Source organism: Claveliimonas bilis (assembly GCF_030296775.1).
Lineage (GTDB): Bacteria > Bacillota > Clostridia > Lachnospirales > Lachnospiraceae > Claveliimonas > Claveliimonas bilis.
Genome location: NZ_AP027742.1, coordinates 1,108,539 through 1,129,542, shown reverse-complemented (window position 1 = coordinate 1,129,542; position 21,004 = coordinate 1,108,539). Strand labels below are relative to the sequence as shown.

Annotated in this window: 16 protein-coding genes; 5 read left to right on the top strand and 11 right to left on the bottom strand. The window is 37.5% G+C overall.

Going from position 1 to position 21,004, the window contains the following annotated elements; genetic code table 11:
- Positions 1-270: 270 nt before the first annotated feature.
- The 5 genes from R2J37_RS05430 to R2J37_RS05410 all read right to left on the bottom strand — a co-directional run bounded on the left by R2J37_RS05430 (position 271) and on the right by R2J37_RS05410 (position 8,520).
- Positions 271-579, bottom strand: coding sequence for a DUF4357 domain-containing protein (locus tag R2J37_RS05430; protein ID WP_316266482.1), 309 nt, complete (start codon positions 577-579; stop codon positions 271-273).
- A 13-nt stretch (positions 580-592) separates the two neighbouring features.
- Positions 593-4,081 carry an Eco57I restriction-modification methylase domain-containing protein gene (locus tag R2J37_RS05425; protein ID WP_316266480.1) on the bottom strand — a complete coding sequence of 1,163 codons (3,489 nt, stop codon included), beginning with the start codon at positions 4,079-4,081 and terminating at the stop codon, positions 593-595.
- Positions 4,082-7,255: a helicase-related protein gene (locus tag R2J37_RS05420; protein WP_316266478.1), complete on the bottom strand. Its 3,174-nt coding sequence runs from the start codon at positions 7,253-7,255 to the stop codon at positions 4,082-4,084.
- Positions 7,256-7,449: 194 nt separating this feature from the next.
- Positions 7,450-8,058, bottom strand: a complete 609-nt coding sequence (locus R2J37_RS05415; RefSeq protein ID WP_316266476.1) for a recombinase family protein — start codon at positions 8,056-8,058, stop codon at positions 7,450-7,452.
- Positions 8,059-8,211: 153 nt separating this feature from the next.
- On the bottom strand, positions 8,212-8,520 hold the full coding sequence (locus tag R2J37_RS05410) for a molecular chaperone (RefSeq protein WP_316266474.1): 309 nt from the start codon (positions 8,518-8,520) through the stop codon (positions 8,212-8,214).
- 390 nt (positions 8,521-8,910) lie between these two features.
- On the opposite strand from R2J37_RS05410, the gene R2J37_RS05405 reads away from it, so the two are divergent.
- Entirely contained in the window at positions 8,911-9,726 is an 816-nt protein-coding gene (locus R2J37_RS05405; protein ID WP_316266473.1) for a helix-turn-helix domain-containing protein, read from the top strand.
- A 49-nt stretch (positions 9,727-9,775) separates the two neighbouring features.
- Here the strand turns inward: R2J37_RS05405 and R2J37_RS05400 are convergent, their stop codons facing one another.
- From R2J37_RS05400 to R2J37_RS05380, 5 genes are all read right to left on the bottom strand, one after another.
- Positions 9,776-10,861 (bottom strand): DnaB-like helicase C-terminal domain-containing protein, encoded by a 1,086-nt coding sequence (locus R2J37_RS05400; protein ID WP_316266471.1) that lies wholly within the window; start codon positions 10,859-10,861, stop codon positions 9,776-9,778.
- 21 nt (positions 10,862-10,882) lie between these two features.
- On the bottom strand, positions 10,883-11,800 hold the full coding sequence (locus R2J37_RS05395; RefSeq protein WP_316266469.1) for a hypothetical protein: 918 nt from the start codon (positions 11,798-11,800) through the stop codon (positions 10,883-10,885).
- 218 nt (positions 11,801-12,018) lie between these two features.
- Positions 12,019-12,927, bottom strand: coding sequence for an Abi family protein (locus R2J37_RS05390; protein WP_316266467.1), 909 nt, complete (start codon positions 12,925-12,927; stop codon positions 12,019-12,021).
- A 279-nt stretch (positions 12,928-13,206) separates the two neighbouring features.
- Complete coding sequence (locus R2J37_RS05385; protein ID WP_316266464.1) at positions 13,207-15,390, bottom strand: AAA family ATPase; 2,184 nt, start codon at positions 15,388-15,390, stop codon at positions 13,207-13,209.
- A 107-nt stretch (positions 15,391-15,497) separates the two neighbouring features.
- Positions 15,498-15,866, bottom strand: coding sequence for a TnpV protein (locus tag R2J37_RS05380; RefSeq protein WP_316266462.1), 369 nt, complete (start codon positions 15,864-15,866; stop codon positions 15,498-15,500).
- A gap of 447 nt (positions 15,867-16,313) precedes the next feature.
- Between R2J37_RS05380 and R2J37_RS05375 the strand changes: the two genes are divergently transcribed.
- From R2J37_RS05375 to R2J37_RS05360, 4 genes are all read left to right on the top strand, one after another.
- Positions 16,314-16,937, top strand: coding sequence for a TetR/AcrR family transcriptional regulator (locus R2J37_RS05375; protein ID WP_316266460.1), 624 nt, complete (start codon positions 16,314-16,316; stop codon positions 16,935-16,937).
- A gap of 86 nt (positions 16,938-17,023) precedes the next feature.
- The gene (locus R2J37_RS05370) at positions 17,024-18,712 is read left to right on the top strand and encodes an ABC transporter ATP-binding protein (protein WP_316266458.1); all 1,689 of its coding nucleotides are present in this window, start codon (positions 17,024-17,026) and stop codon (positions 18,710-18,712) included.
- Between the two features lie 15 nt (positions 18,713-18,727).
- Positions 18,728-19,153, top strand: coding sequence for an RNA polymerase sigma factor (locus R2J37_RS05365; RefSeq protein ID WP_316266456.1), 426 nt, complete (start codon positions 18,728-18,730; stop codon positions 19,151-19,153).
- A complete protein-coding gene (locus R2J37_RS05360) occupies positions 19,154-19,438 on the top strand; it encodes a helix-turn-helix domain-containing protein (RefSeq protein WP_316266454.1) in 285 nt (94 codons plus the stop codon).
- Positions 19,439-19,585: 147 nt separating this feature from the next.
- Here the strand turns inward: R2J37_RS05360 and R2J37_RS05355 are convergent, their stop codons facing one another.
- Positions 19,586-20,827, bottom strand: coding sequence for an IS256 family transposase (locus R2J37_RS05355; protein WP_256194440.1), 1,242 nt, complete (start codon positions 20,825-20,827; stop codon positions 19,586-19,588).
- Between the last annotated feature and the right edge of the window lie 177 nt (positions 20,828-21,004).

Sequence of the window (21,004 nt, the reverse complement as noted above, 5' to 3'; positions counted from 1 at the left end):
GTACTCCTGCCGGATAATCTGTTTCAAACCACTGGCCAGTTGGTTCTCACAGTTTCTCCGTTTTCTAAGAACGCTCCACTGGAGCCTTCTTAGAAAATTTCAGACGATGACCATTCACATACATCGTGAACTATCACCGCCTGTTCTCGTATGCCGGTACCTTCATACGAGATTTGTAAATTGCCACGGCAATTTAATTTTGCAAATGAGCAAAACAAAAGCGACCAACTTTTTACGGTTGATCGCCTTTGACCTGGTCATTTATGTATCTTATTTTTCCTGTATACTGCCCAATGGCTTTCCGTCTTTTAATTTCCAGACTCTCATACCATTGGCTATACTTCCAGTAACAAATGACGCTGCTGTAGAAGAACTTCTAAATGTCACATCTCTTTTCAATACAAAATCATCATCGACTGTATCTTTGCTCTCTCTTAATTTCACAGCAACTGGATTCATTTTATTCGCCACAGTGGCTGATATTCTACTTCCTTTTAATACAGTAAGCCCCTTTCCATCGTAGATGCCTACGGCATCATAACACATATTTCTTCCTTTTGCAATTACTTCAATCTCCATCCGTTCACCTCTGTTAATTTTCTACACATGAAATCTCGCTATCAGTCAGCCCATAGAGTTTATAAACAATGTTATCTATTTGTTTCAAAACATTTTGGACTTCTCTATCAGATTCTTGTAATGATTTTAATAATTTTTGTACTTTGTCCACTAAATTTTCAAGAGTTCCAATGGTAACATCATCATCTGGTAACGCTATAGGCAATGCTTTGATTTGTGGTGCACCAATTCTGTAAAAACCACCCGCAAGAGACATTGAGTTATAGAATGTAGCATAATAGAAGGACATCAATGTACTATTTAATATAGCTGTAATAACTTTCAAGTATGGATTATTATAAACTATAGTAGTAGATTTTCCTGCCAAATAATTACCATCATCATAAAAGCATTCCAAAACTTTATTCATTCCACCAATGATTATTTTTTCACTTTGACTTTCGTTAAAACGCTTAACTGACATATTCTTAAGGTCAGCAACTTTTACTACGGGATACATATATTTACCTTTGAGATAACGTATATATTCAATACCATAAAACGATTTATATTTATCAATTCCACCTGTATTGATAAATTTCATAACAGAATCATCATTCCCATCATCGTCATACATAAACTCTTTTACAAGATAGGCTTCACCAACAGTTGCTGCACCATTTACATCAGCAATGGAACTCAATATTGGAAATTTTGCCATTTTATCAACAATGCTCAATGCTTCTGCAGAGGTATTAAAATATTTATCCCAGTTTATATCTGCATAAAACTTCTCTGGCGATATAGTATTCTGATTTCCAACCATTTCCATTCCATCCATAACATCCATCTTAACAGGTGTTCTGTTATTACTAATTTCTACACGGAACACAACTGGATATACCGCAGCTTCTTTGAAAACATTTACATTGGAATAATCTCGAATCTCAATAACTCGATTTTTTGCCATCTTTTTTCTCAATGCTTCTGTATATGGAGCAGATATCAACTTATTTGGTACGATATAAGATATTGTTTTGTTTTCTGCCAATAAATCCATTCCTTTTTCTATGAACAAAACAAACAAATCCCAGTTACCTTTTGCGCAAGAATACTTTTTAGTGTAAATTTCACGTTGTTCTGGCATGCTTCGTGTCATTTCTTCTGAATCAACATACGGTGGATTTCCAATTACAATATCAAAACCACCTTTTTCACGGAATACTCTTGCAAAATCTAACTGCCAGAGTACATACGGCTTAGACGCCCTTCGTTTGCTCTCGTGGTATCTCTGGATTTTATCAGAACCACATCCCTCCAACTGTGAAAGGATAACCATATCTCGCAGAGATTCGATTTCATCTTTCAGTTGCTTTTTCTTTTCTGTATCTTCACAATGGAACAACTCATTCTGTTTATCAATCAATGCACTGACAATAGATTCAAAACGGGAATGGTTCATATCCAGCTGATAAGTGCTGTCCCCAAATAATTCACTTTCTTTAATCAGTCTGGTTCCCTCAAACTCATCAATCAAACTGTTACCGCAGAGGATATTGCTTTCCAAGTTTGGAAGTGGCAATGGATTTTTATGACCATCCAACGCACTCTGTGCATTTGGATTGATCTCATCATCAATTACCAGCGACAGCCACAAACGAAGCTGTGCAATATCTACCGCAGATGGTACAATATCTGCTGCGAAAATACAATTCTTGATAGTTTCATATTTCAGATTGTGCGGTGAACGCTCCATCTGATACATCAGTCTGGTATCATATGCATTCATTGTAATTGCCATATAAGCAGAAATATTCTGTCTTGCACGGACAATCTCATTCAACATACCAAGCGGGAATGCTCCAGAACCTACCGCCGGATCAGCAACACGGACATTCTTCAATGCTTCATCCACATCTTTCAGTCTGTCTACAACAACTTTTCCGTCTGCATCCAGCTTGAACAGGCTTTCGGAAATATACATACCGCCATTACCCTGACGTTTCTCTTTTACAGTATCTTCATCTTTCATAAAGTCACCGTACAGAATAAACTCACGGATTGCTTCTTCTTCAATCTGCAAAGTATTGGTCAGATAGTTTATCAAGCTTTCCTGACACATATAATGCACGATTTCACGAGGTGTGTAGAAAGCACCTTTGGATTTTCTATCGTTTACTTCCAGCAAGTTTTCAAATACTTTACCCAACATTTCAGGGTCGATAGCAACTTCACGTTCCATCGGTTCATCTTCGCTCATGGTAAAGTTATATCTGTCGAAAATATCCAGAATACCATCTGCTTCACGACCTTTGGTCGCAGCATTGGAAAACACTTCATTCGGAATATTGAAATTATTGTGTTCCCAATCATATCCGTCAATTGGTTCAAACAGACCGCCGGACAGGAATGGAATTCTGCAATGCAGAGCCGGACAATACCCCTGTTCTCCACGGTTTACATTCAATGCATCATAGAATAATGGTTCCAGTAATTCATCAAAGAAATTCTGGTTCTTCTTTTCTGCAATTTCAAACAATTTGCGCATGAAATTGTGAGGGCCACTGCCCCAAGGCTTACCCTTTACACACATAGCAAGAACGGCTTCGTCCTCATCACTGATGCTGTTTAGTCCAGCACTGGAAATACGATATGTACCATCCCCAACAGGGCGATATACCATCGGAATCAGTTCTCTGGATTTTGCTCCACGGGCATAATAAGCATTCTTGTATTCTTTTTCGTTCAAAGTGTTAGGCCATGCGCCTACGCCCAGCCAACCTTTTTTCTGTAAGAAATACAGGAATACAATCTGTCCCATCAGTTTTTTGGCAAACTGTGCAGAAGTGAAATTGTGCTGCTGCGCTTCGATACGGAAATCTTCATTTTCTTCCAGTTTTTCACGCAGCTGATGGAATTTCTCGCAATACAGTTTGAAAAACTCATCTGTAACCTTTTCAACACTGAACGCATTTTCCAGATCATCCAGTGTAGGGTGTTCCGGGTCTGCCATGCTGTCAATGATAAATCGTTCAAATCGACTGATTGCTGTATGGCAAGGTTCATTTTCGCCTACCAGATAAGAATATCTTTTTGCCGGAGTCAGATTTTCTGTTGTCTTCAGACGTCCGTTCTCGATTTTCATTTCATAATCGAGACGAACAAAAGACAATCTCCATTTCGGCTCACCTTCTGTATAGAAAGCAATGAACGCAGCGTCTGCATTAGCATTTTCAATCAGTTTTTTGGCATAGCTACGCTGAGTACTTCTGGAATTTTCAACGTACCCTGCATTTTTCAGCTGCACTGCCATGATAATGATATTCTTTTTGTCTGGCGTTTTATAATTGCCCACATGAATAGAACCTTCAATATGGGATGAAAAATTCGTAAATTCTTTTCTGAACTTGTCCGGTGACACCATGCTGACCTTCGGGAATATTTCTCGAATCAAATCCACATAATTCTTTGTATCATACGGACTTTTCAGAATTGTTTCTATCTTTTTAACAACAGCATTCATTTATCGTGTACCTCCCGTTTTCAGATAGCAGGAGAGAACAATCTGCTTTTCTCCATCCACCTGTGTTTTCTGGCTCTTGCGTTCCTCAAAGTAAGTTGGAGGTACTAATTTCAGGATTTCATAGTAAAGTTCCAGAACATCTCCAACAACTTTGCTCTTTTTCATGACATCCTTCGAAACCTTTGCCGGAATCTCGCCGTTTTCCCAGAGCATAATCAATTTTTCAATCGTCTGCTCCTGATCATCGGTAAGGCGTGGTTCCGTTTTCATTGCTTTCAGCAAACGAATGATTTTCGCATCATTTCCGGCAACCATTACTTTTTCCGTAGAAACTTCTTCCTCTGCCACAAGCATCTGGTCAAAAGCGGTGCTGTTACTGTCGAAGTGTTCATAAAACTTACTTGAGACACTGACTTTTGCATCATCCGGTTCTGCCTTAATCAAATCAATCGCCTGCATAAAGGACAGCTGTTTAGTTTCAGCTTCAGAGCTGATAAAAAATGTTTTTAATGCGCCCTGACGGATAAAAGTAACTGTAGAATCTTCTGATACCTTTTCAGAAGCCTTTCCTGCCTTTGCTTTTTTCGGCAAACGCTTAATCATCGAAAACAGTTTCGGGTCATTGTCACGAATCTGGCGGATAATAGCCAGATAAGCCAATTCAGGATTAGTACTTTCTTCCTCACCATCCAAATCAGAGGTCAAATCCGAGAACAGCTTTTTGGAAGATACTTCTTCATCATCAGACAGATATTTGAAGTCTTCGCCAAGCGTATCGTGGAAAGCCTGTAATTTTTCCAAAATACGTTCTTCTAATGGCATCTGTTTCTTGCTCTGTGCAGTTGGGAAGAAGTTAAATACATAAATGCGGTCGTACTCTGTACCAACACGATTGATACGACCTACACGCTGCATGATGCGGGTTGGGTTCCAAGGAAGATCATAGTTCACAAGAACATTCGCACGATGCAGGTTGATACCTTCTGCCAATACGTCCGTAGTGATAAGAAGGTCATATTTATCGTTGTTTTTATTCTTAAATTTCGGATTGAAACTATCTTCAATTTCAACTTTCAATGCAGCACTGCTCTGACCGCTGAAATAAATAATTCTTTCTCCGTAGATTTCTTTTAATTCTTCATACAGATACTGTGCAGTTTCCGTAGATTCAGTAAAGACTATCGCCTTTTTGCCTTTCATCAACGGATTTGTTGTAAGATTTCGCTTAAACTCATTCAGTTTTGGATCATTGCCAATCAATGACCAGATAAACTGCATGGATTTCAGTTGTGCCAAATCTGCTTGCAAATCACGAAAGAACTGTGAAGAAAATTCTTTTGTTTCAAATTCCATGACATCCTGCTGTTCAATCAGATACATCAGCTTCTGTGTATTTCCATCATCCAAAAGGTCATACACATTTACTTTCTTGCTGATATAGATTTTTCCAGTCTTGGTCATTTCAATAAATTTCTCATAGGATTCAATGAAACGCTCCAAAGTCTTACGGAACGCATAAAAACTGCTTTCCAGACGTTTCACAAGGATACCTTTCATAAATCCGCCCATGTTGCGTTGTGCTGCAAGCATGGTTGCATACTTCTTTTTATCTTTCAGATAAAGCAACGGGGTATAACGGGCATACTTGAAGTCCTTGATGATATTGATAGTTTGAGAGAATGCATCATCTGTCTCTTCATCAAAGGAATAAATAATTTTCTCCGGGCTACCTGCTTTCGGGAAAGTCAATCCCTGTTTTGCAAGGTCCTCTGCGTAGTATTGCTGAATTTCACTTCTGGTACGACGAATCATAACTTCTCGAATCAGCTTGTCACGGATAATTTCCGAGTTTTCTCGAAGTTGCTCCATATATGCTGCTGAACCTTTTGGTTTCTTCGCAAGTTTTGCATTCAGCCCACGGAAAAATCCTTCGATATTTTTAATGCCATTGATTGTGCCGCTCTGCTTTGCCTGAAACAGATAGATCTGATTTTCTACGTCACTGGTATAGTTGTTGATTGGTGTCGCAGAAATCAGAATTACCTTTTTATCACGGCAAATCTGATGCAATTCTGTAAAGGCTTCGGTGCCGCTGTTACGGAAACGATGTGCTTCATCAACAAATACATAGGAGTACTTATCAGTTCCTCTGGCAATAATCTTGTCCAACTTACCAAGGGATTCCACATCACAGCGAGCAACGTCAAATTCCTGCAAAACGCTTCTCCAGTAATCAACCAATACCGGAGGACATACAATTAACTTGTATGCATTTCTGTTAAAGCTATTGGCAAGCATGGCACAGATATATGTTTTACCAAGACCTACAACGTCTGAAATAAATACACCGTTATACGCATCCAGCTTCTGTCTTGCCTGTGTTACCGCATCTATCTGATACTGCAAACGCATATATCCTTCCGGGAGCAGCGTTTCAAAATTCTCTTTATCTGCATTGATTTCTTCTTTAAAGAATTCATACAGTGTCTTCAAATACAGCTGATAAGGAGTAATATCATCCCTCATCCATGTGTGCTGTTCCACAGCTTCAATATAAGTGTCACGAATATCTGTACCCTGTGCCCACAGTTCCTCAAATTTATCTAATGCAAATTTGACATCTGCATAATCTTTTAGTTCCACGTTAAATTCAAGATTATTTACCAAACCAGCTTCAGAAAAGTTACTGGAACCAGTAATTACACTTCCAAATGTGTCCGGTACTTTCTCCTGATCTTTACGCATGATATAAACCTTTGCATGAATTGGTGCTTCGGTATACATACGCATTTCCAGTTTTCCGGATTTCAGCCAATCCATAAAAACTCGGACACCTTTTTCCACCTGCGCAGAGCTTGCTGCTGTTTCAAACTCTTTTTCAATTTCTTCTGCAATAATCTCTTTGCCATCAGCAGTTGAAATAGCAGCATATTTGGCTTCATCATTTACACGGTCTATGATTTTAACCGTATATCTATCGACATTCAGACCAACCAATATTCTGATTTTCTCTACTTGTTCCAGAGCTTCGTACATTTTGAAAAAACCGCTGGCTCTGAAATAACCAACCAGAACATCAAAGAATTGCGTATTACTTTTCAGAATGGCTGCAAAGCGGCTGTATAAGTCTCTTTCCGGCTCATTCGTAAAAAATTTTAAATCTGTGTGAACCATGATGTTTCCTCCTGTGTTATCTCGAACGGCACTTTCCAAAATGTGTACCTTTCTGTAAAATGCCTGTTTTTTTCATTAACTTAAATCATACCACAAAAATAAGCGTTTTTCCAGATATTTAAAGGCTTTCTGGGGAGCATCAAATCGTATTTTTCCGGTGTCGAAAAGGTACACATTCCTGTAAAAATACCTGTTTACAACAACTTGGCTTTTTCGTAAATTTCCGCTCGATAGCGAAATGTGGACATTGGCATCCCACACGCTTTTGCAGCTGCCAGACCGGTAATTTTTCCATTTTTCCATTGCTGATATATTTCATGGAAGTTCTCTGGCAATGGACTTGGCGGTCTTCCGAAGCGAACACCTCTCATCTTTGCAGCAGCAATCCCCTCTGCCTGTCTCTGTCTGATATTTGTTCGTTCATTTTCCGCAACAAAAGACAATACCTGCAATACAATATCACTCAGGAAAGTTCCCATAAGGTCTTTTCCTCGGCGTGTGTCCAAAAGGGGCATATCCAGAACCACGATATCAATTCCTTTTTCTTTCGTGAGTATTCGCCATTGTTCCAAAATTTCAGCATAATTTCTTCCAAGTCGATCTATACTTTTCACATAAAGCAAATCGTCTTTTTTTATTTTTCTTAACATTCGTTTGTACATCGGACGTTTGAAGTCCTTACCGGATTGCTTATCTACAAAGATATTTTTCTCAGGGATAGACATTTCTTGTAATGCGATAAGCTGTCTGTCTTCGTTCTGATCCTTGGTACTGACACGAACATAGCCATATACATTTCCCATTGTTCCTCCTTCGTATAGGCAATCTGCCACTTCCAGACCGCACTATTTGAATTGTCGAATTACACCTGATATTTTACCTTGCTGTTATATAAGCATTACAAAATACCAGCTCTGAAACTGGCATTTTGAATGAATATCGCCTGTAAAACAACATTAAGTTGCAACTTGTTCCAATAATCTTCTGCTGGCATTCATGCCGTATTTTTTACCACACTCACTGAAAACTTTCCGTCTTTCCTCTGAAAGTGGCGACAGCAAACGAATAGACACTCTGGATTTATCCAAAACATAGGTCACGCTGCCTTCGGCTGTCCATTTATCCAACCTTGCCAGATGCGGATACTTTTCTGCATATTCCGCAAGCCTACGTTTCAACGATGCGTTGAAAGTGTAAATCTGGACAGTGTCATCACCCTCACTGGTCAAAATAATAGTTTCTTTCTCATACTTAGATAATCTCATCTGTTTTCTCCTTCTTATTTTTTGTTTAGAGATTGTCAAATCTCTATGTAATGTGGAAATGCAATAGTACTTGCAATTCCACAAACAGGATTCTGCCGTTCTACCCTTGATGTTTCCTTGGAGGCATATCCCCTGTGCGGTGCTGTCCAGTCTCCCTTACGGAAGCGCTCCCTTTATGATCATGGCGGTTTATCTCATCTCGGACGGTCATTCAATTTTTCGTTCATCTCTGAACTGGCTACATCATACACCGAAAAATCAAAATTCCCGGATTATTTCCATGGTCGAAAATTCCCGCAAAAATGCCCCGTTTTTTCCGATTGGAAAACCCGAGGCACATTGTAAATTTATGCTGAAATATGGTAGAATATCTGCATCAGGAGGATACCTATGAAAACTCAATTATCAATACAAGAAAAATTAGAAGATTTAAGAAAAGAACGCAAACTGACCCAAGATATTGTTGCGGCTGCTGTTGGAATAACCGGTTCTACATTAAGTAAGTATGAAAACAAAGAAAATAAGGAATATAATATTGCTATACTGAACAGTCTGGCTGACTATTATGGTGTCTCTTTGGAATGGCTTGTTGGAAACACCGAAGTTAGAGAATCCACATCCACCGAAATAGATGAGTTGATGTTGGATGATGAAACTATAGACCTCTTGAAAAGTGGACATTTCAATAACAGGCTCTTATGCGAAATCATCAAACATCCAGATTTTATAAAGTTGATGACTGATACCGAAATTTATGTTGACGGCATTGCTACCATGCAGATTAAAAATATGAATGACTGGCTGGATGCTGTCCGCCTACAAATCATTCAACAGAAGAATCCGGATGCCAATGACCTGTATCTAAAAGTTCTGGAAAGCTCGCATATCCAGGAGGAAGAATACTTCTTCCATACCATTCACAGCGATTGGGACAATATTATCCGCACTATCCGTGAAAATCACGAACACGCTGCCGAATCCACACCAATCGAAAGGCCTATGTCCAACGACAAAAAGGTGCAGCGTTTCTTGCAGACCCTCAAATTCAAAAGCAACCCTATCGAGGAATTCTGGCATTTCTTCTGTGACGAAATGCAGATTCCATTTGACCACCTTTCTGTAGATGAACATAAGGTTATGAAGGATGTGTTTAAAAGGTCAAAGCTGTTAAAGGCTCTGCCGAATCGTAAAAAAGGTAAGAAATAGAAAAAACGCCTTTGTTCCCACTACAATCTGGAAACAAAGGCGCTCTTATTTACTCAGCCAACGAAAAAACTCCTGTAATTTTATCTGGAACTAATAACTTTATTGTGTAAGGAACCTTCAAAGCTCCTTTTACAATAATAATCTCTAATCTTTCCTTATCATCTTCATCATAAAAAAACAAATCCGGTTTATACAATAACTGAATAATATCGAAGAGGCGGTAATAGCTATCGGATGGAAAATCTCTCAGCATCGGTCTCATATCAATCCTTTGTTTCGGTATACTAAGGTTATAAATTACAAATACAACAGTTTGGCTTTGTGCAGCAATATTCTTTAATTTATAAAGAAAACGCTCAACTGAATCAGCATCATCCAACATAATACCATTGAAATCGTCAATTACAACTATTTCCGCTCCTGAATTTTCAACAATATCCAAAATCTTATTGCTTTCAGAAATCTCATTATACGGAATCAGTGCCAAATTTTCACTATTCGAAGCCACTTGGCTACTTGTTAATTTTTCCCAATCTTCTTCTGTAACCATTCCACGCTTTATATACTCCACATTTACATGTGCATTTTCACTAATTATTTCAATGCTTACATCAAAAGGTTTGTCCTTCATACAGCAATATACTACTCTATGACCAGATATAATATTCTGATTGACAACATGGTGCAAATATGTACTTTTCTTCGTACCGGTACAACCAGCTACCAATACTATATTACCCGGAAAAACAGGACACAATTTATCCTGCTCTGGGTAACCCCAACGTATCAATGACGTATTCTCAGGAGGTGGAAATATACTTTTCGGCTTTTCAGAATTTAATGCTGAACTATCATTATTTTTTAACGAATATCTTTCATAGCACTTATCTCTATGTCCCTTTAACTCTTTTTCGGTAAATTTTCTCCCTTTTGGATGATGCGGATTATAAGCCTTTACCTCTGCATGACAATCAAAGCACAGAGGAATACAATTATCCGCAGTATCTTCTCCGCCATCAGCAACTTGCTTTATGTGATGCAATTCAATTTTTTGACCTACATACTTTCCACACAAACAGCAATGTCTGCCACAACGAACCAGTACGTCATCTGCAACACTTGTTGGAAATCCCATACGTTCACCCCTTTTCACTTATTATGTATCTAACATATCCCAGTCGTCGCCTAAAACCCATCTGAGAGCAGAAAGTTTACCATTAAGCATGCCCCATTCAAAATCACTATACGGTCCAAGATTTTCTTCTCCGTATTTATCGATTACTTTCTGGGCAGAATTTAACGCACCTTTCCATATTTCCGGATCAACGGCTTCCATCCCCGTTTCGATTCGATATCTCAAAGACAAATGCCTATCAAACCATATCTTATCAAGAAACCCCCCCACAGCATCAACTATTTCATCTATGCTACGTGGTTCATCTTCTTCATAAAATTCTTCTTCCTCACTTTCAAAAAGATTTTCTACCTGTTTTGCTTCTGGAAGTCTCTTACTTAATTTATATTCTTCTAAGCCTATGGTCAATTTTTCTAATGTGGCTTCAATATTAGATATTTTCTGATTCTGATTTGCAAAAAAGGCCAACTGTTCCTCTTTGTTCATTTCAATTTCCAGAAATTCCATACGAACCCCATAATTTGCCGGTGAATTCAACAAAGTTGCGAGTCTCTCCAAATGATAGATTTGTACATCTATATCATCATCGATTTCCGTTAATTCTTTTCGTTCCGATAATCTTAACTCCTGATTTGTAACAAACACAATGCCATTTGCCTCGTTCTGTTTCACTCCTTGTAAATCGTGTTCGAATTTTGATTTAATATCAGAAAAACTCTGCTGTCCTCTTGGAAAATAAACTGCTCCTATCCACTTAGTTCCATTATTAGTTAAAATCATATCTTTCAGCCCATCTCTGCCACCTAATGGATGAGACGGATCAACATTTCTAAATCCATCACTAAATAGCACTACCGCAGCCAAGCGTTCTGCCGGTGCTTGTCCTTTATCCCATTCTAATAATCTATGCCAAGTTTCTCGTCCATCACTTCTTCTCATGTATCTGCTCCTTCTATAGCACAATTTATCTACGAATATTATATCAGATTATTCAGCAAAATAAATATTACAAACAGACGAAGCCCAAATTCCATTTAATTTCCACAAAATAAAAGTGGCGAAGTGCTTATCGTAACACTCCGCCGAAAGCCTAACCGGTTTGAGCATAACAATGCTTGGTTAGGTCTGCTTTACTATTTTATGCAGCTCTACTTCATTTATACACTTAAATGTACTTTCCAATCCGCTGGAAGATTCATTGCTGTAAGACTGACCACACTGATATTATTTTGAATCAGCTTATCGAAAGCATCTACAAATACTGTCCACTCCTCATCGGATGAACGCAAATACTTCATCGCCAATAGAATTTGATACAAACCGTTATGTGCCGGCGGTGGTGAGATTTTATCTGCATCCAGAATTTCCGGTGTCGTATGTATTGTGCGATTGTAAATTCTGGAATTATGAGCACACATATTACGCAATACTGAAACTCCCTGTATCCATGAAGCAAGCATTTTCTGTGATGGATTTACCAAATTTCCTTTTTTCGATTTATATTGGTAATTAGCCGCTAATATAGAATACGAACTTCCAGTACCTGTTTTCAAATTCTTAATTATTTTCGATAGCGTACCAAATGAAAGAACTTCAACAGCTGCCCATACAGGCACCTCTCCATCATGATTGTCAAAATTATGTTTGATAAACACATCATTAGAGCGAGCAATTTCTGACGCTACTGTAGACATATTCTGCCAATACAGTTTTTTCTCTTTAAAAATCGATGAATCCTGCAAAACAAGTGGTTCTCCGTGTATAAGCAACGCTTCCACCAATCGCACTCTCAAAGCCACTTCAATCTTGGAAATCATTGAAAAAATCAATGCAGATAATTCCTGATCAAATTGATACAACTTTAAAATATCTTCAAACTTTGTTCCCGGAACATACTTCTTTGAAGCATTATCATATAAATGGAACGAATATCCACGCAAACGATAAAATCCAACTGACTTTAATGCCTTTTCTACGTCCGCACGAGAAGTAATTACCATTCCCGCATCAATATATGATTGCACCTGCTGTGCCATTGTTAATATTTGTTTTGGATATTGATACATAAAACACCCCATAAATGAAAAAGTCCCACCGGGTTGCGCATGAAAATCAGAGGCGTGGTGGGTTCTGTTACTATCATTATACAACTTTTATTGCGGCTGTCAAGATTCCTTTTTCAAAAAAGAATACAAGCTCCCACTATTTCTTGCAGTACATACCTGTTACACGAAGTGTAACAGGTATGTACTGCAGTGTCAATCATTTCGTAGCTTTCATTACCTCTTCCTATTCATCTTTGTCTAAGCGAATCATGCCACTATGTTATCGAATAAATTGCCAATTTAAATTTTATTCATCATCATATTGTAATGGTCGATATGACCTAATTTTTCAAATACCAATTTAAATACTCTTTTATAATTTTCTATATCTCCATCGTCCGGAGTAAAAATTAAATCTTCAAACACAGAATGTGAACCATCATTTATAAAAGAAACCAACGCCTTACAAATTATTTTATCTGTACCTTCAATTTGATTGATACATTTCTCGTAATCAATCCCACCGATAATCATGAAATAATGTTCTAAAATGCGTCGCATAACATTCATAAGCATATTAGCCGACCCGACATTCGCATTTTTCAATTCTTTCCACAATAATTCATACGAAGTTTTTATCGGATTGGTTTCATATTCTTGAATCGTTGTTTCTTCTGCTACTTTTCTCAAAATATAGTATCGAGTCTGCGTAGAAGGTAATGCATCCTTATTTCCCCAGAATGTAATTTCTTTATGAAAATAAACATTATGGGTTAAAATGATGACTTGATTTATTCCTTTCTCATTTTCCTTACAATTTTTAATTACATTCTTAACCAGTGTAGAAACAATAAACAATACATTACTATCCATGCTTGAAATCGGATCATCGATTACTAAGATTTTCTTTGATGTTAACCCTGTCTTTTTTTGACTTCCAAAACAAAGATGATAGAAATATAAAAAGGAAATAAAATTGTTCTCTCCTTCGCTCAGTGTTTTGCTGGCATCTTCTCCAGATGGACGTACAATTTTGTAAGTACCTGTTTTTTCTTCATTGACTTCAAGCAGAAAACCATTAAACCCAAATTCTTTAAGCAAATGATTTATTGCATCAACAGTAGGTCTAACGCTTGTAAGAGATGCTTCTTTAGTCTCAATCTCAGCTTTTAAACTCTTTATTAGATCTTCTCGCTGCTTTTTCTGCTCAAGAATACGTTTCTTTCCTTTTTCTCTCCCTCCAAATTCTTTAAGAAATTTTTCAATATCTTCGATACATTGGAGTGTTAAAAAATCCCATAATCTGTCCTTACATTCATTCCTTGCCCGTCCCTGATTTTCAACCAGTTCATTATTCTTTTCAATCTTTGCATTAAATTGGTCAATCAATTCTACCAGCTCAGAGGCTATAGAAATAACCGATTCTATCTCAACAACCTCTGACAAGAATTTTACTTTAGATTGAATAATCTGCTGGTTTTTCTCAAGTTTTGATATGAGAACAGTCTTTTTTTCATCAAATTCTGCATAATCAACATAGGCATATCTTTTACTTTCAATTTCTTGAATGACTGTTTTTACTTTAAGCACCATTGAACTATACGCCTTCTCATAACCGTCTAAATCAGCCTTATTATCTTCATATTTTTTATCAAAATATGCCTCTATGTCCTCTTGTATGTTCTGTGGTAAACTTTGCTGACAATATGGACATTTTCCTGGAACTTTCCTTGCATACCCAACACCTGTTTTTACCCAATCACTTGCTTTTAAATATTCAATAAAAGTTCCTATAGGCGTGTCACTTTTTCCAACAATGACTGTACCTAACAGCTCATTTGTGTCCAATGCATTTATTTCAGAAATCGGCAAGCTCTTGTATTTATCATCTTTTGATGCCTCTTTTGAAAAAGCGGCTTGATACATAATTCTTAACTCTTCAAGCGACAGTACATTTTCTTTTACCAGTGTACTTGAACATTTTATACACTGATCACAAAATGATTTTGTTTTATTACGAAAACCAATCAACGCATCCGCAAATTCTGCACCATACATTTTTTGTACATTCCAGCATTTCTGTTCAATTGCATTCCTCAAATCAGCTTGCTCACTATTGATTCTATTTATGCTATTTTGTGCCTTGATCTTTTCATCTTCAACTTCATCTATCTTTTTTCGTTTTTCCTCGATTTCCTTTTGAACTTCGATAGACTCTTCACCCAAAGAAAAAATCCCCTTTAATTTTGTGTCAGTCTGGAAATTCTTTTCAACAAAATCTCTGTTATATACAACGATATCTTCTTTCGTGTCAGAATCCCATGTGACACTACACATAGGAGAAGATATCTCATTATTTAACACTTTTGACAGCGTAGATTTGCCAGTCCCATTTGCTCCGTAAATAAAACTAATCTTTTTAGGATAGAATTCCACGCCAGAAACATAAGTCGCAACGTTCTCTATATGTATTTTGTTAATCATATTCTTATCTCCACATCATATATTTACAGTATTCTTTATGACAATTATACTGCCTTTTTTTAATTCATACAATGTAAAAACGGAGTAGTTGCCTACCCCGTTTTTAATCAGACATATATCATTTCATTCAATATAATTTCTTCTGCACGATTGTGGATGCTGCCCATTCTCTGAATCCATTCCCATTGGTTATCCACTTTCAATTTCTCCGTTACAGACTCAGCTTTTTGCATCTGACTAATGATGACCTGCAATTTGTCCTGTGCCTGCTCGTCTATATCCGCAAGGTAAGTCCAGAGCTGGCAACTCAGCACTAAATCATTAAATAACATCGGCTTATTCTCTCTCAGATATTCTCTGTGCATACGCCCATATTTCCCGATAGGACGTTCCTCCTCCGGCAACATCAAATCCGGTATGTAATAATCTCCAATCAGCACATAATCAATTCCATTCTTCGTAATTCTTTCTTCCATCGTATTTGACCTCTTTCACAACGTATTTATCATAGCTTGACTTCATCTGTCGTAAAAGTGTCGTAAATTCAGGTCGGATTTCGAAAAAATCCTTGATTTTCAAAGGTTTTCAGCACTATTTACGTCACTTTCCGTGGCAGATGAATAGTATTTTTATCATGTTCGCGTTTCTCCTTAAGTCCTCTTTCTTGATAATGTTAACTTTGTATTACGATTCAATTCTTTCCACTTTAAGTAGTCTTGATATAACGTTTGAAGTATAGCATATCCGGCGCTGCTCTGCCATAGCCAAATCTATAAAACGCCATGGTTCGGTTTTGTATGTCTTCCAGTTTGTCAATAACTTTTTCAATGAAAATAATCTATTTTCAAAAAACAACCTCATTGACATACATGCAGATTGCATGATACTATATACGTGCAAAGTGTATGTATGGGGGTGAGCTTTTGCCGCGTAATAAGTATCCAGAAGAAACAGTTCAAAAAATATTGGACGCTTCTTTAAAATTATTTTTAGAAAAAGGGTATGAAGAAACAACTGTATTAGATATTATAAGCGAAATGGGCGGACTGACGAGAGGAGCTTTTTATCATCATTTCAAATCAAAGGAAGAAGTATTTGATGCTTTATGCGAAAAACTTTTTTATGAGAGTAACCCCTTTGAGAAAGCAAAAAACCACAAAGAACTGAACGGATTAGAAAAGTTGAAGTTCGTATTAAAAACAGCTTTTGATAAAACAGAGCATCATCAGTTAAGTATGGCATCCATGCAGCTTATGGGAAGTCCAGCTTTTCTAAAAAAGCTGATTGAAAGTAATCAGGAACTGGCACCTATGTATCAAGAACTGATCGAGGAAGGAATACAGGACGGTTCTATTAAATCAGCACAGCCAAAATTATTAGCAGATTTATTTGTTCTTTTAACGAATTTCTGGTCGATACCTACGATATATCCCATGACTGATGATGAAGCATGGCAGAAATTTTTAATGATCAAATCGATCATGGATAATCTGGGACTTCCGGTAATTGATGATGAAATTGTCAAGCTATGCAAAGAAAACGCTTAGCGCTGCACATGAAAATAAGATTGTCGAAAGGCAATTTTATTTTTAATAATATACATACATGTAACATGTATAAAAAGGAGGAAATTATGAGTATCTATATTAAGAAAAGCAAGTTCTTATTTATCTTAACGATTTTAACCAGCGTAGTCTCTTCTCTGGGGTATGTTTTTATGGCTGTCCTGCTTCAGCAACTATTGGATATCGCTATGGATAAAAATATCCAGCAATTTATAAGAATGGTTATATTTTCGATTATCTATTTTGTAGTGTTGGGATTTTCTCTTTATCTCCAATCGTTACTGAGCAAAAAAGTGATTTGTAAGATTATGCTTCAAATCCGTTCAGATGTTTTTCTAGGAACAATCAATCACAGTATAGAAGATTTTGAAAAGAAGAATACCGCTGATTATATATCTGTCGTTACAAATGATGTGAAAATGCTGGAGGACAATTTTTTACTCCCATTGTTTGAAGTAGTCCAATACACCGTTATCTTTATATCATCTTTCATATTGATGATTTATTTTGACATCATTGTTACAGTTTGCGTAATAGCAGCGATTGCAGTTATGTTCCTTGTACCAAGTCTGCTGGGTGGAACACTGGAGAAAAGACAGAATCAGTTTTCTTCAAAGCTGGCAGACTTCACAGTCAGTTTAAAAGATATTCTGTCTGGTTTTGAAATCATTAAATCATATTCTATGTCAAAAACCGTAATACAACGATTTGATAAGGCAAATACCGAAACGATCAAATCTAAATATAGCGTTGACAGATTACTTGCACTAAACGAAGGGCTTTCTGCTTTCCTGGCCCTTATGGTTCAAATTGTGGTTCTATTTTTATCTGCTTACTTTATTATTGCAGGACGTATAACTGTGGGAACTTTATTAGGAATGGTACAAGTGAGCAGTAATCTGGCAAATCCACTTATTATGATATTTACAAATATTCCTAAGATGAAAAGCGTCCACCCTATTGCAGAAAAGCTGGAAATTATATCGAAACATTCCATATCTCTGCCCCAAAAAGAAAGTATAGCCACATATCAATCTCATATAAATGCAAAAGATTTGTCCTTTTCCTATGATGGAACAACAGATATAGTAAGCGGAATAGACTGCCTTATTGAAAAAGGTAAGAAATACGTTATTGTTGGGAAAAGCGGTTGCGGAAAAAGTACACTGATCAAACTTTTATCCGGCTATTACTCCACATACAAAGGCAAAATTTTATATGATGATACGGAATTTCATACGCTGGATAAGGATAGTGTGGTTCAGCTGTCATCAATCATTCATCAGAATATCTATATGTTTGACGAAACTATATATGACAATATCTGTTTGCATGAACATTATCCAGAGGAACAAGTTGAAAAAGTTATAGAGGACAGCGGATTGACCGAATTTATATCTGAGCTTCCAACCGGCTTGCAATATCGGGTCGGAGAAAATGGCTCTAATCTATCTGGTGGACAAAAACAAAGAATTGCAGTTGCACGTGCTTTGATCAGAAACAAACCTATTCTCATATTAGACGAGGGTACATCTGCTATTGATATGCAGACAGCATACGATATTGAAAACAGATTATTAAAAATGGAAAATTTAACACTCATAACAATTACTCATCATTTAGAACAAAATTTATTGGATAAGTACGATGAAATCTTTTATATGGAAAATGGTCACATTAGAGAAAGAGGAAGTTTTAATCACCTTATCAATAATACATCCTCTTGTTTTTCAGAATATTTTCATTTAAAGAAATAAAGGACAACAGAGAGAATGAAGACATCTTCTTTTAAAGAAGTCATCAGACTACAATTCAACGCTTTAATGATGATAACCATAAAAGGCACGTTGAAGCAAAAGAGAAAGTTGCTTGCCAGACGTTTCAAGCAGGAAGTGTTATTTTGTGAAATGGGTGAAGCAAAGCTGAATGAGCAAGGTAATGTTGATAAGTATTCTTGCGATACAACGACATTCCCGGTGTTACATTTCACTGTTCAAATATCTGATGAAAAAATCAGTACAGCGTTGAACAAATTATCAGAGAAACAAAGAGCGTTTATTCTGCTCTACTATTTCCATGATATGAGCGATAAAGAAATTGCCAAGCTGTACCATGTATCACGTTCTGCTGTTGGCTATACACGGAACAAAGGCTTAGAAAAATTGAAAATGATGTTAAGTAAAAAGGAAATATTGTAAATGACAAAAGATTATGGTTATCCCTCTTTTGACCTTATCTGTAAAGCGTCAAGTGGGGATGAAACATCCATCAAGGAAATTCTAAATTTTTATGCCGCTTATATCTCCAAGCTGTGCTTACGCCCGTTTTATCACGAAAACGACAATGTCAGCATGCAGGTAGATGAAGAATGGAAAGGCGAGATCCAGACCGCTATGGTAAAGGCTATGTTGAAATTTGTGAGCTCAAGATTAAAAAGTAACCTAAATATTAAAAGGGAGATACACTTAATTGTGAGACTGTGAAGAAAAGTCTGTAAATAAGATTCTTCTATGATAAGAATGGGTGAAAGGCTTAAAAAATAAGCTTTTCACCTTTGTTTTATATATACCATCTGGCCGATGGCGTGTCAATAACAGGCGGCTTTTCCGCCTTCGTTAACCTGAATATTTTTAGTCCGGCAGCCTGCCTTCATACATGATACTCAGCTCGCCATATACCTGGCCCCAGTTCCGGATGGTAGTAGTCCATCTTTTGGTGGCTTCGAAGGTAGCGAGATATAGGGCTTTCAGCAGCGCCGTATCGCTCGGAAAAACGCTTCTCTGCTGGTTCAGTCTCCGATAGGTGGAGTTTAACGATTCTATCGCATTTGTCGTATATATGACCTTCCGGACAGCTGCTGAAAACTTGAAAATCGGAGAAATCGCATCCCAGTTATCCTTCCAGCGCTTCATGGAATTCGGGTATTTTGGCGTCCATTTCTCTGTTACCCGGTCAAGGGCTGCCAGGGCTTTCTTTTCGTCGGCCGCCTGATAGATGGTTTTCAAATCCGTTGCGAAGGCTTTCCTGTCTTTATCCGGAACATACTTCAGGGTGTTTCTTACCTGATGGACAATACAGCGTTGATACTCTGTTTTCGGAAAGGAGGCTGCAATGGCTTCTTTGATCCCGGTCAGACCATCAGCACAGAGAATCAAGATATCTTTTACACCGCGGTTTTTCAGCTCATTCAGAACGGACAGCCAGTATTTAGAGCTTTCGTTATCTCCAACCTGAATGGTAAGAACTTCCTTCTTTCCTTCCGTATTGATCCCTAAGATCACATATGCCGCCAGTTTGCGGATCACTCCATTATCCCGGACTGAATAGTGGATCGCATCGATAAAGAGGATTGGATATACTTCATCCAGAGGGCGGTTCTGCCAGTCCTCTATCTGTGGAAGGATTTTATCCGTCACATCAGAGATAAAACCCTCTGAAGTTTCAAAACCATAAATATCCTCTATGGTTTCAGAAATCTGTCTGGTTGTCATTCCTTTGGCATACATGGATATGATCTTCTGATCGATATCAGAGATATCTTTCTGGCGCTTTTTGACCACCTGTGGCTGGAAAGTTGATTTGCGGTCCTGTGGAACCTCAATCTCCATAGAGCCATAGCTGCTGTTTATACGTTTACGTTTGTAACCATTCCGGTAATCATCATTATCTGAACGCTCAGATTTTTCGTACCCAAGATGATCCTCCATTTCTGCTTCCATCATTTCTTTGATTGTTCCGCCAAGTAAATCCTTGAGAGCATCCTGAATATCTTCGGCTGTCTGAATATCGTATTCTTCCAGTAGCTGATGGATAATGTTACGTTTCCCTTCTGTCATTTGTACTCGATGGACAGGTTTCTTCTGTTTTGCCATAATAAAAGGCCCTCCTATGAATTAGATTTTATCATAGAAGAACCTTTGATGACATATTTACAGAAAAAGTTTCACACCGCCTTAATTGTGGTATCTCTCTTTTTACAATGGCTGTCTATGCTGTTTTATTGTGCGGCGAGATTAACAAAATGTTTACCTAACCCCTTATTCGCTATA

What these genes read in the sequence shown, in the direction of transcription:
- R2J37_RS05370 (WP_316266458.1), top strand. Translation starts at nt 17,024, where the DNA reads ATGAGTATCTATATTAAGAAAAGCAAGTTCTTATTTATCTTAACGATT.
- R2J37_RS05360 (WP_316266454.1), top strand. Translation starts at nt 19,154, where the DNA reads ATGACAAAAGATTATGGTTATCCCTCTTTTGACCTTATCTGTAAAGCG.
- R2J37_RS05430 (WP_316266482.1), bottom strand. Translation starts at nt 579, where the DNA reads ATGGAGATTGAAGTAATTGCAAAAGGAAGAAATATGTGTTATGATGCC.
- R2J37_RS05390 (WP_316266467.1), bottom strand. Translation starts at nt 12,927, where the DNA reads ATGTATCAATATCCAAAACAAATATTAACAATGGCACAGCAGGTGCAA.
- R2J37_RS05365 (WP_316266456.1), top strand. Translation starts at nt 18,728, where the DNA reads ATGAAGACATCTTCTTTTAAAGAAGTCATCAGACTACAATTCAACGCT.
- R2J37_RS05385 (WP_316266464.1), bottom strand. Translation starts at nt 15,390, where the DNA reads ATGATTAACAAAATACATATAGAGAACGTTGCGACTTATGTTTCTGGC.
- R2J37_RS05380 (WP_316266462.1), bottom strand. Translation starts at nt 15,866, where the DNA reads ATGGAAGAAAGAATTACGAAGAATGGAATTGATTATGTGCTGATTGGA.
- R2J37_RS05355 (WP_256194440.1), bottom strand. Translation starts at nt 20,827, where the DNA reads ATGGCAAAACAGAAGAAACCTGTCCATCGAGTACAAATGACAGAAGGG.
- R2J37_RS05415 (WP_316266476.1), bottom strand. Translation starts at nt 8,058, where the DNA reads ATGGGAAATGTATATGGCTATGTTCGTGTCAGTACCAAGGATCAGAAC.
- R2J37_RS05395 (WP_316266469.1), bottom strand. Translation starts at nt 11,800, where the DNA reads ATGAGAAGAAGTGATGGACGAGAAACTTGGCATAGATTATTAGAATGG.
- R2J37_RS05410 (WP_316266474.1), bottom strand. Translation starts at nt 8,520, where the DNA reads ATGAGATTATCTAAGTATGAGAAAGAAACTATTATTTTGACCAGTGAG.
- R2J37_RS05405 (WP_316266473.1), top strand. Translation starts at nt 8,911, where the DNA reads ATGAAAACTCAATTATCAATACAAGAAAAATTAGAAGATTTAAGAAAA.
- R2J37_RS05400 (WP_316266471.1), bottom strand. Translation starts at nt 10,861, where the DNA reads ATGGGATTTCCAACAAGTGTTGCAGATGACGTACTGGTTCGTTGTGGC.
- R2J37_RS05425 (WP_316266480.1), bottom strand. Translation starts at nt 4,081, where the DNA reads ATGAATGCTGTTGTTAAAAAGATAGAAACAATTCTGAAAAGTCCGTAT.
- R2J37_RS05420 (WP_316266478.1), bottom strand. Translation starts at nt 7,255, where the DNA reads ATGGTTCACACAGATTTAAAATTTTTTACGAATGAGCCGGAAAGAGAC.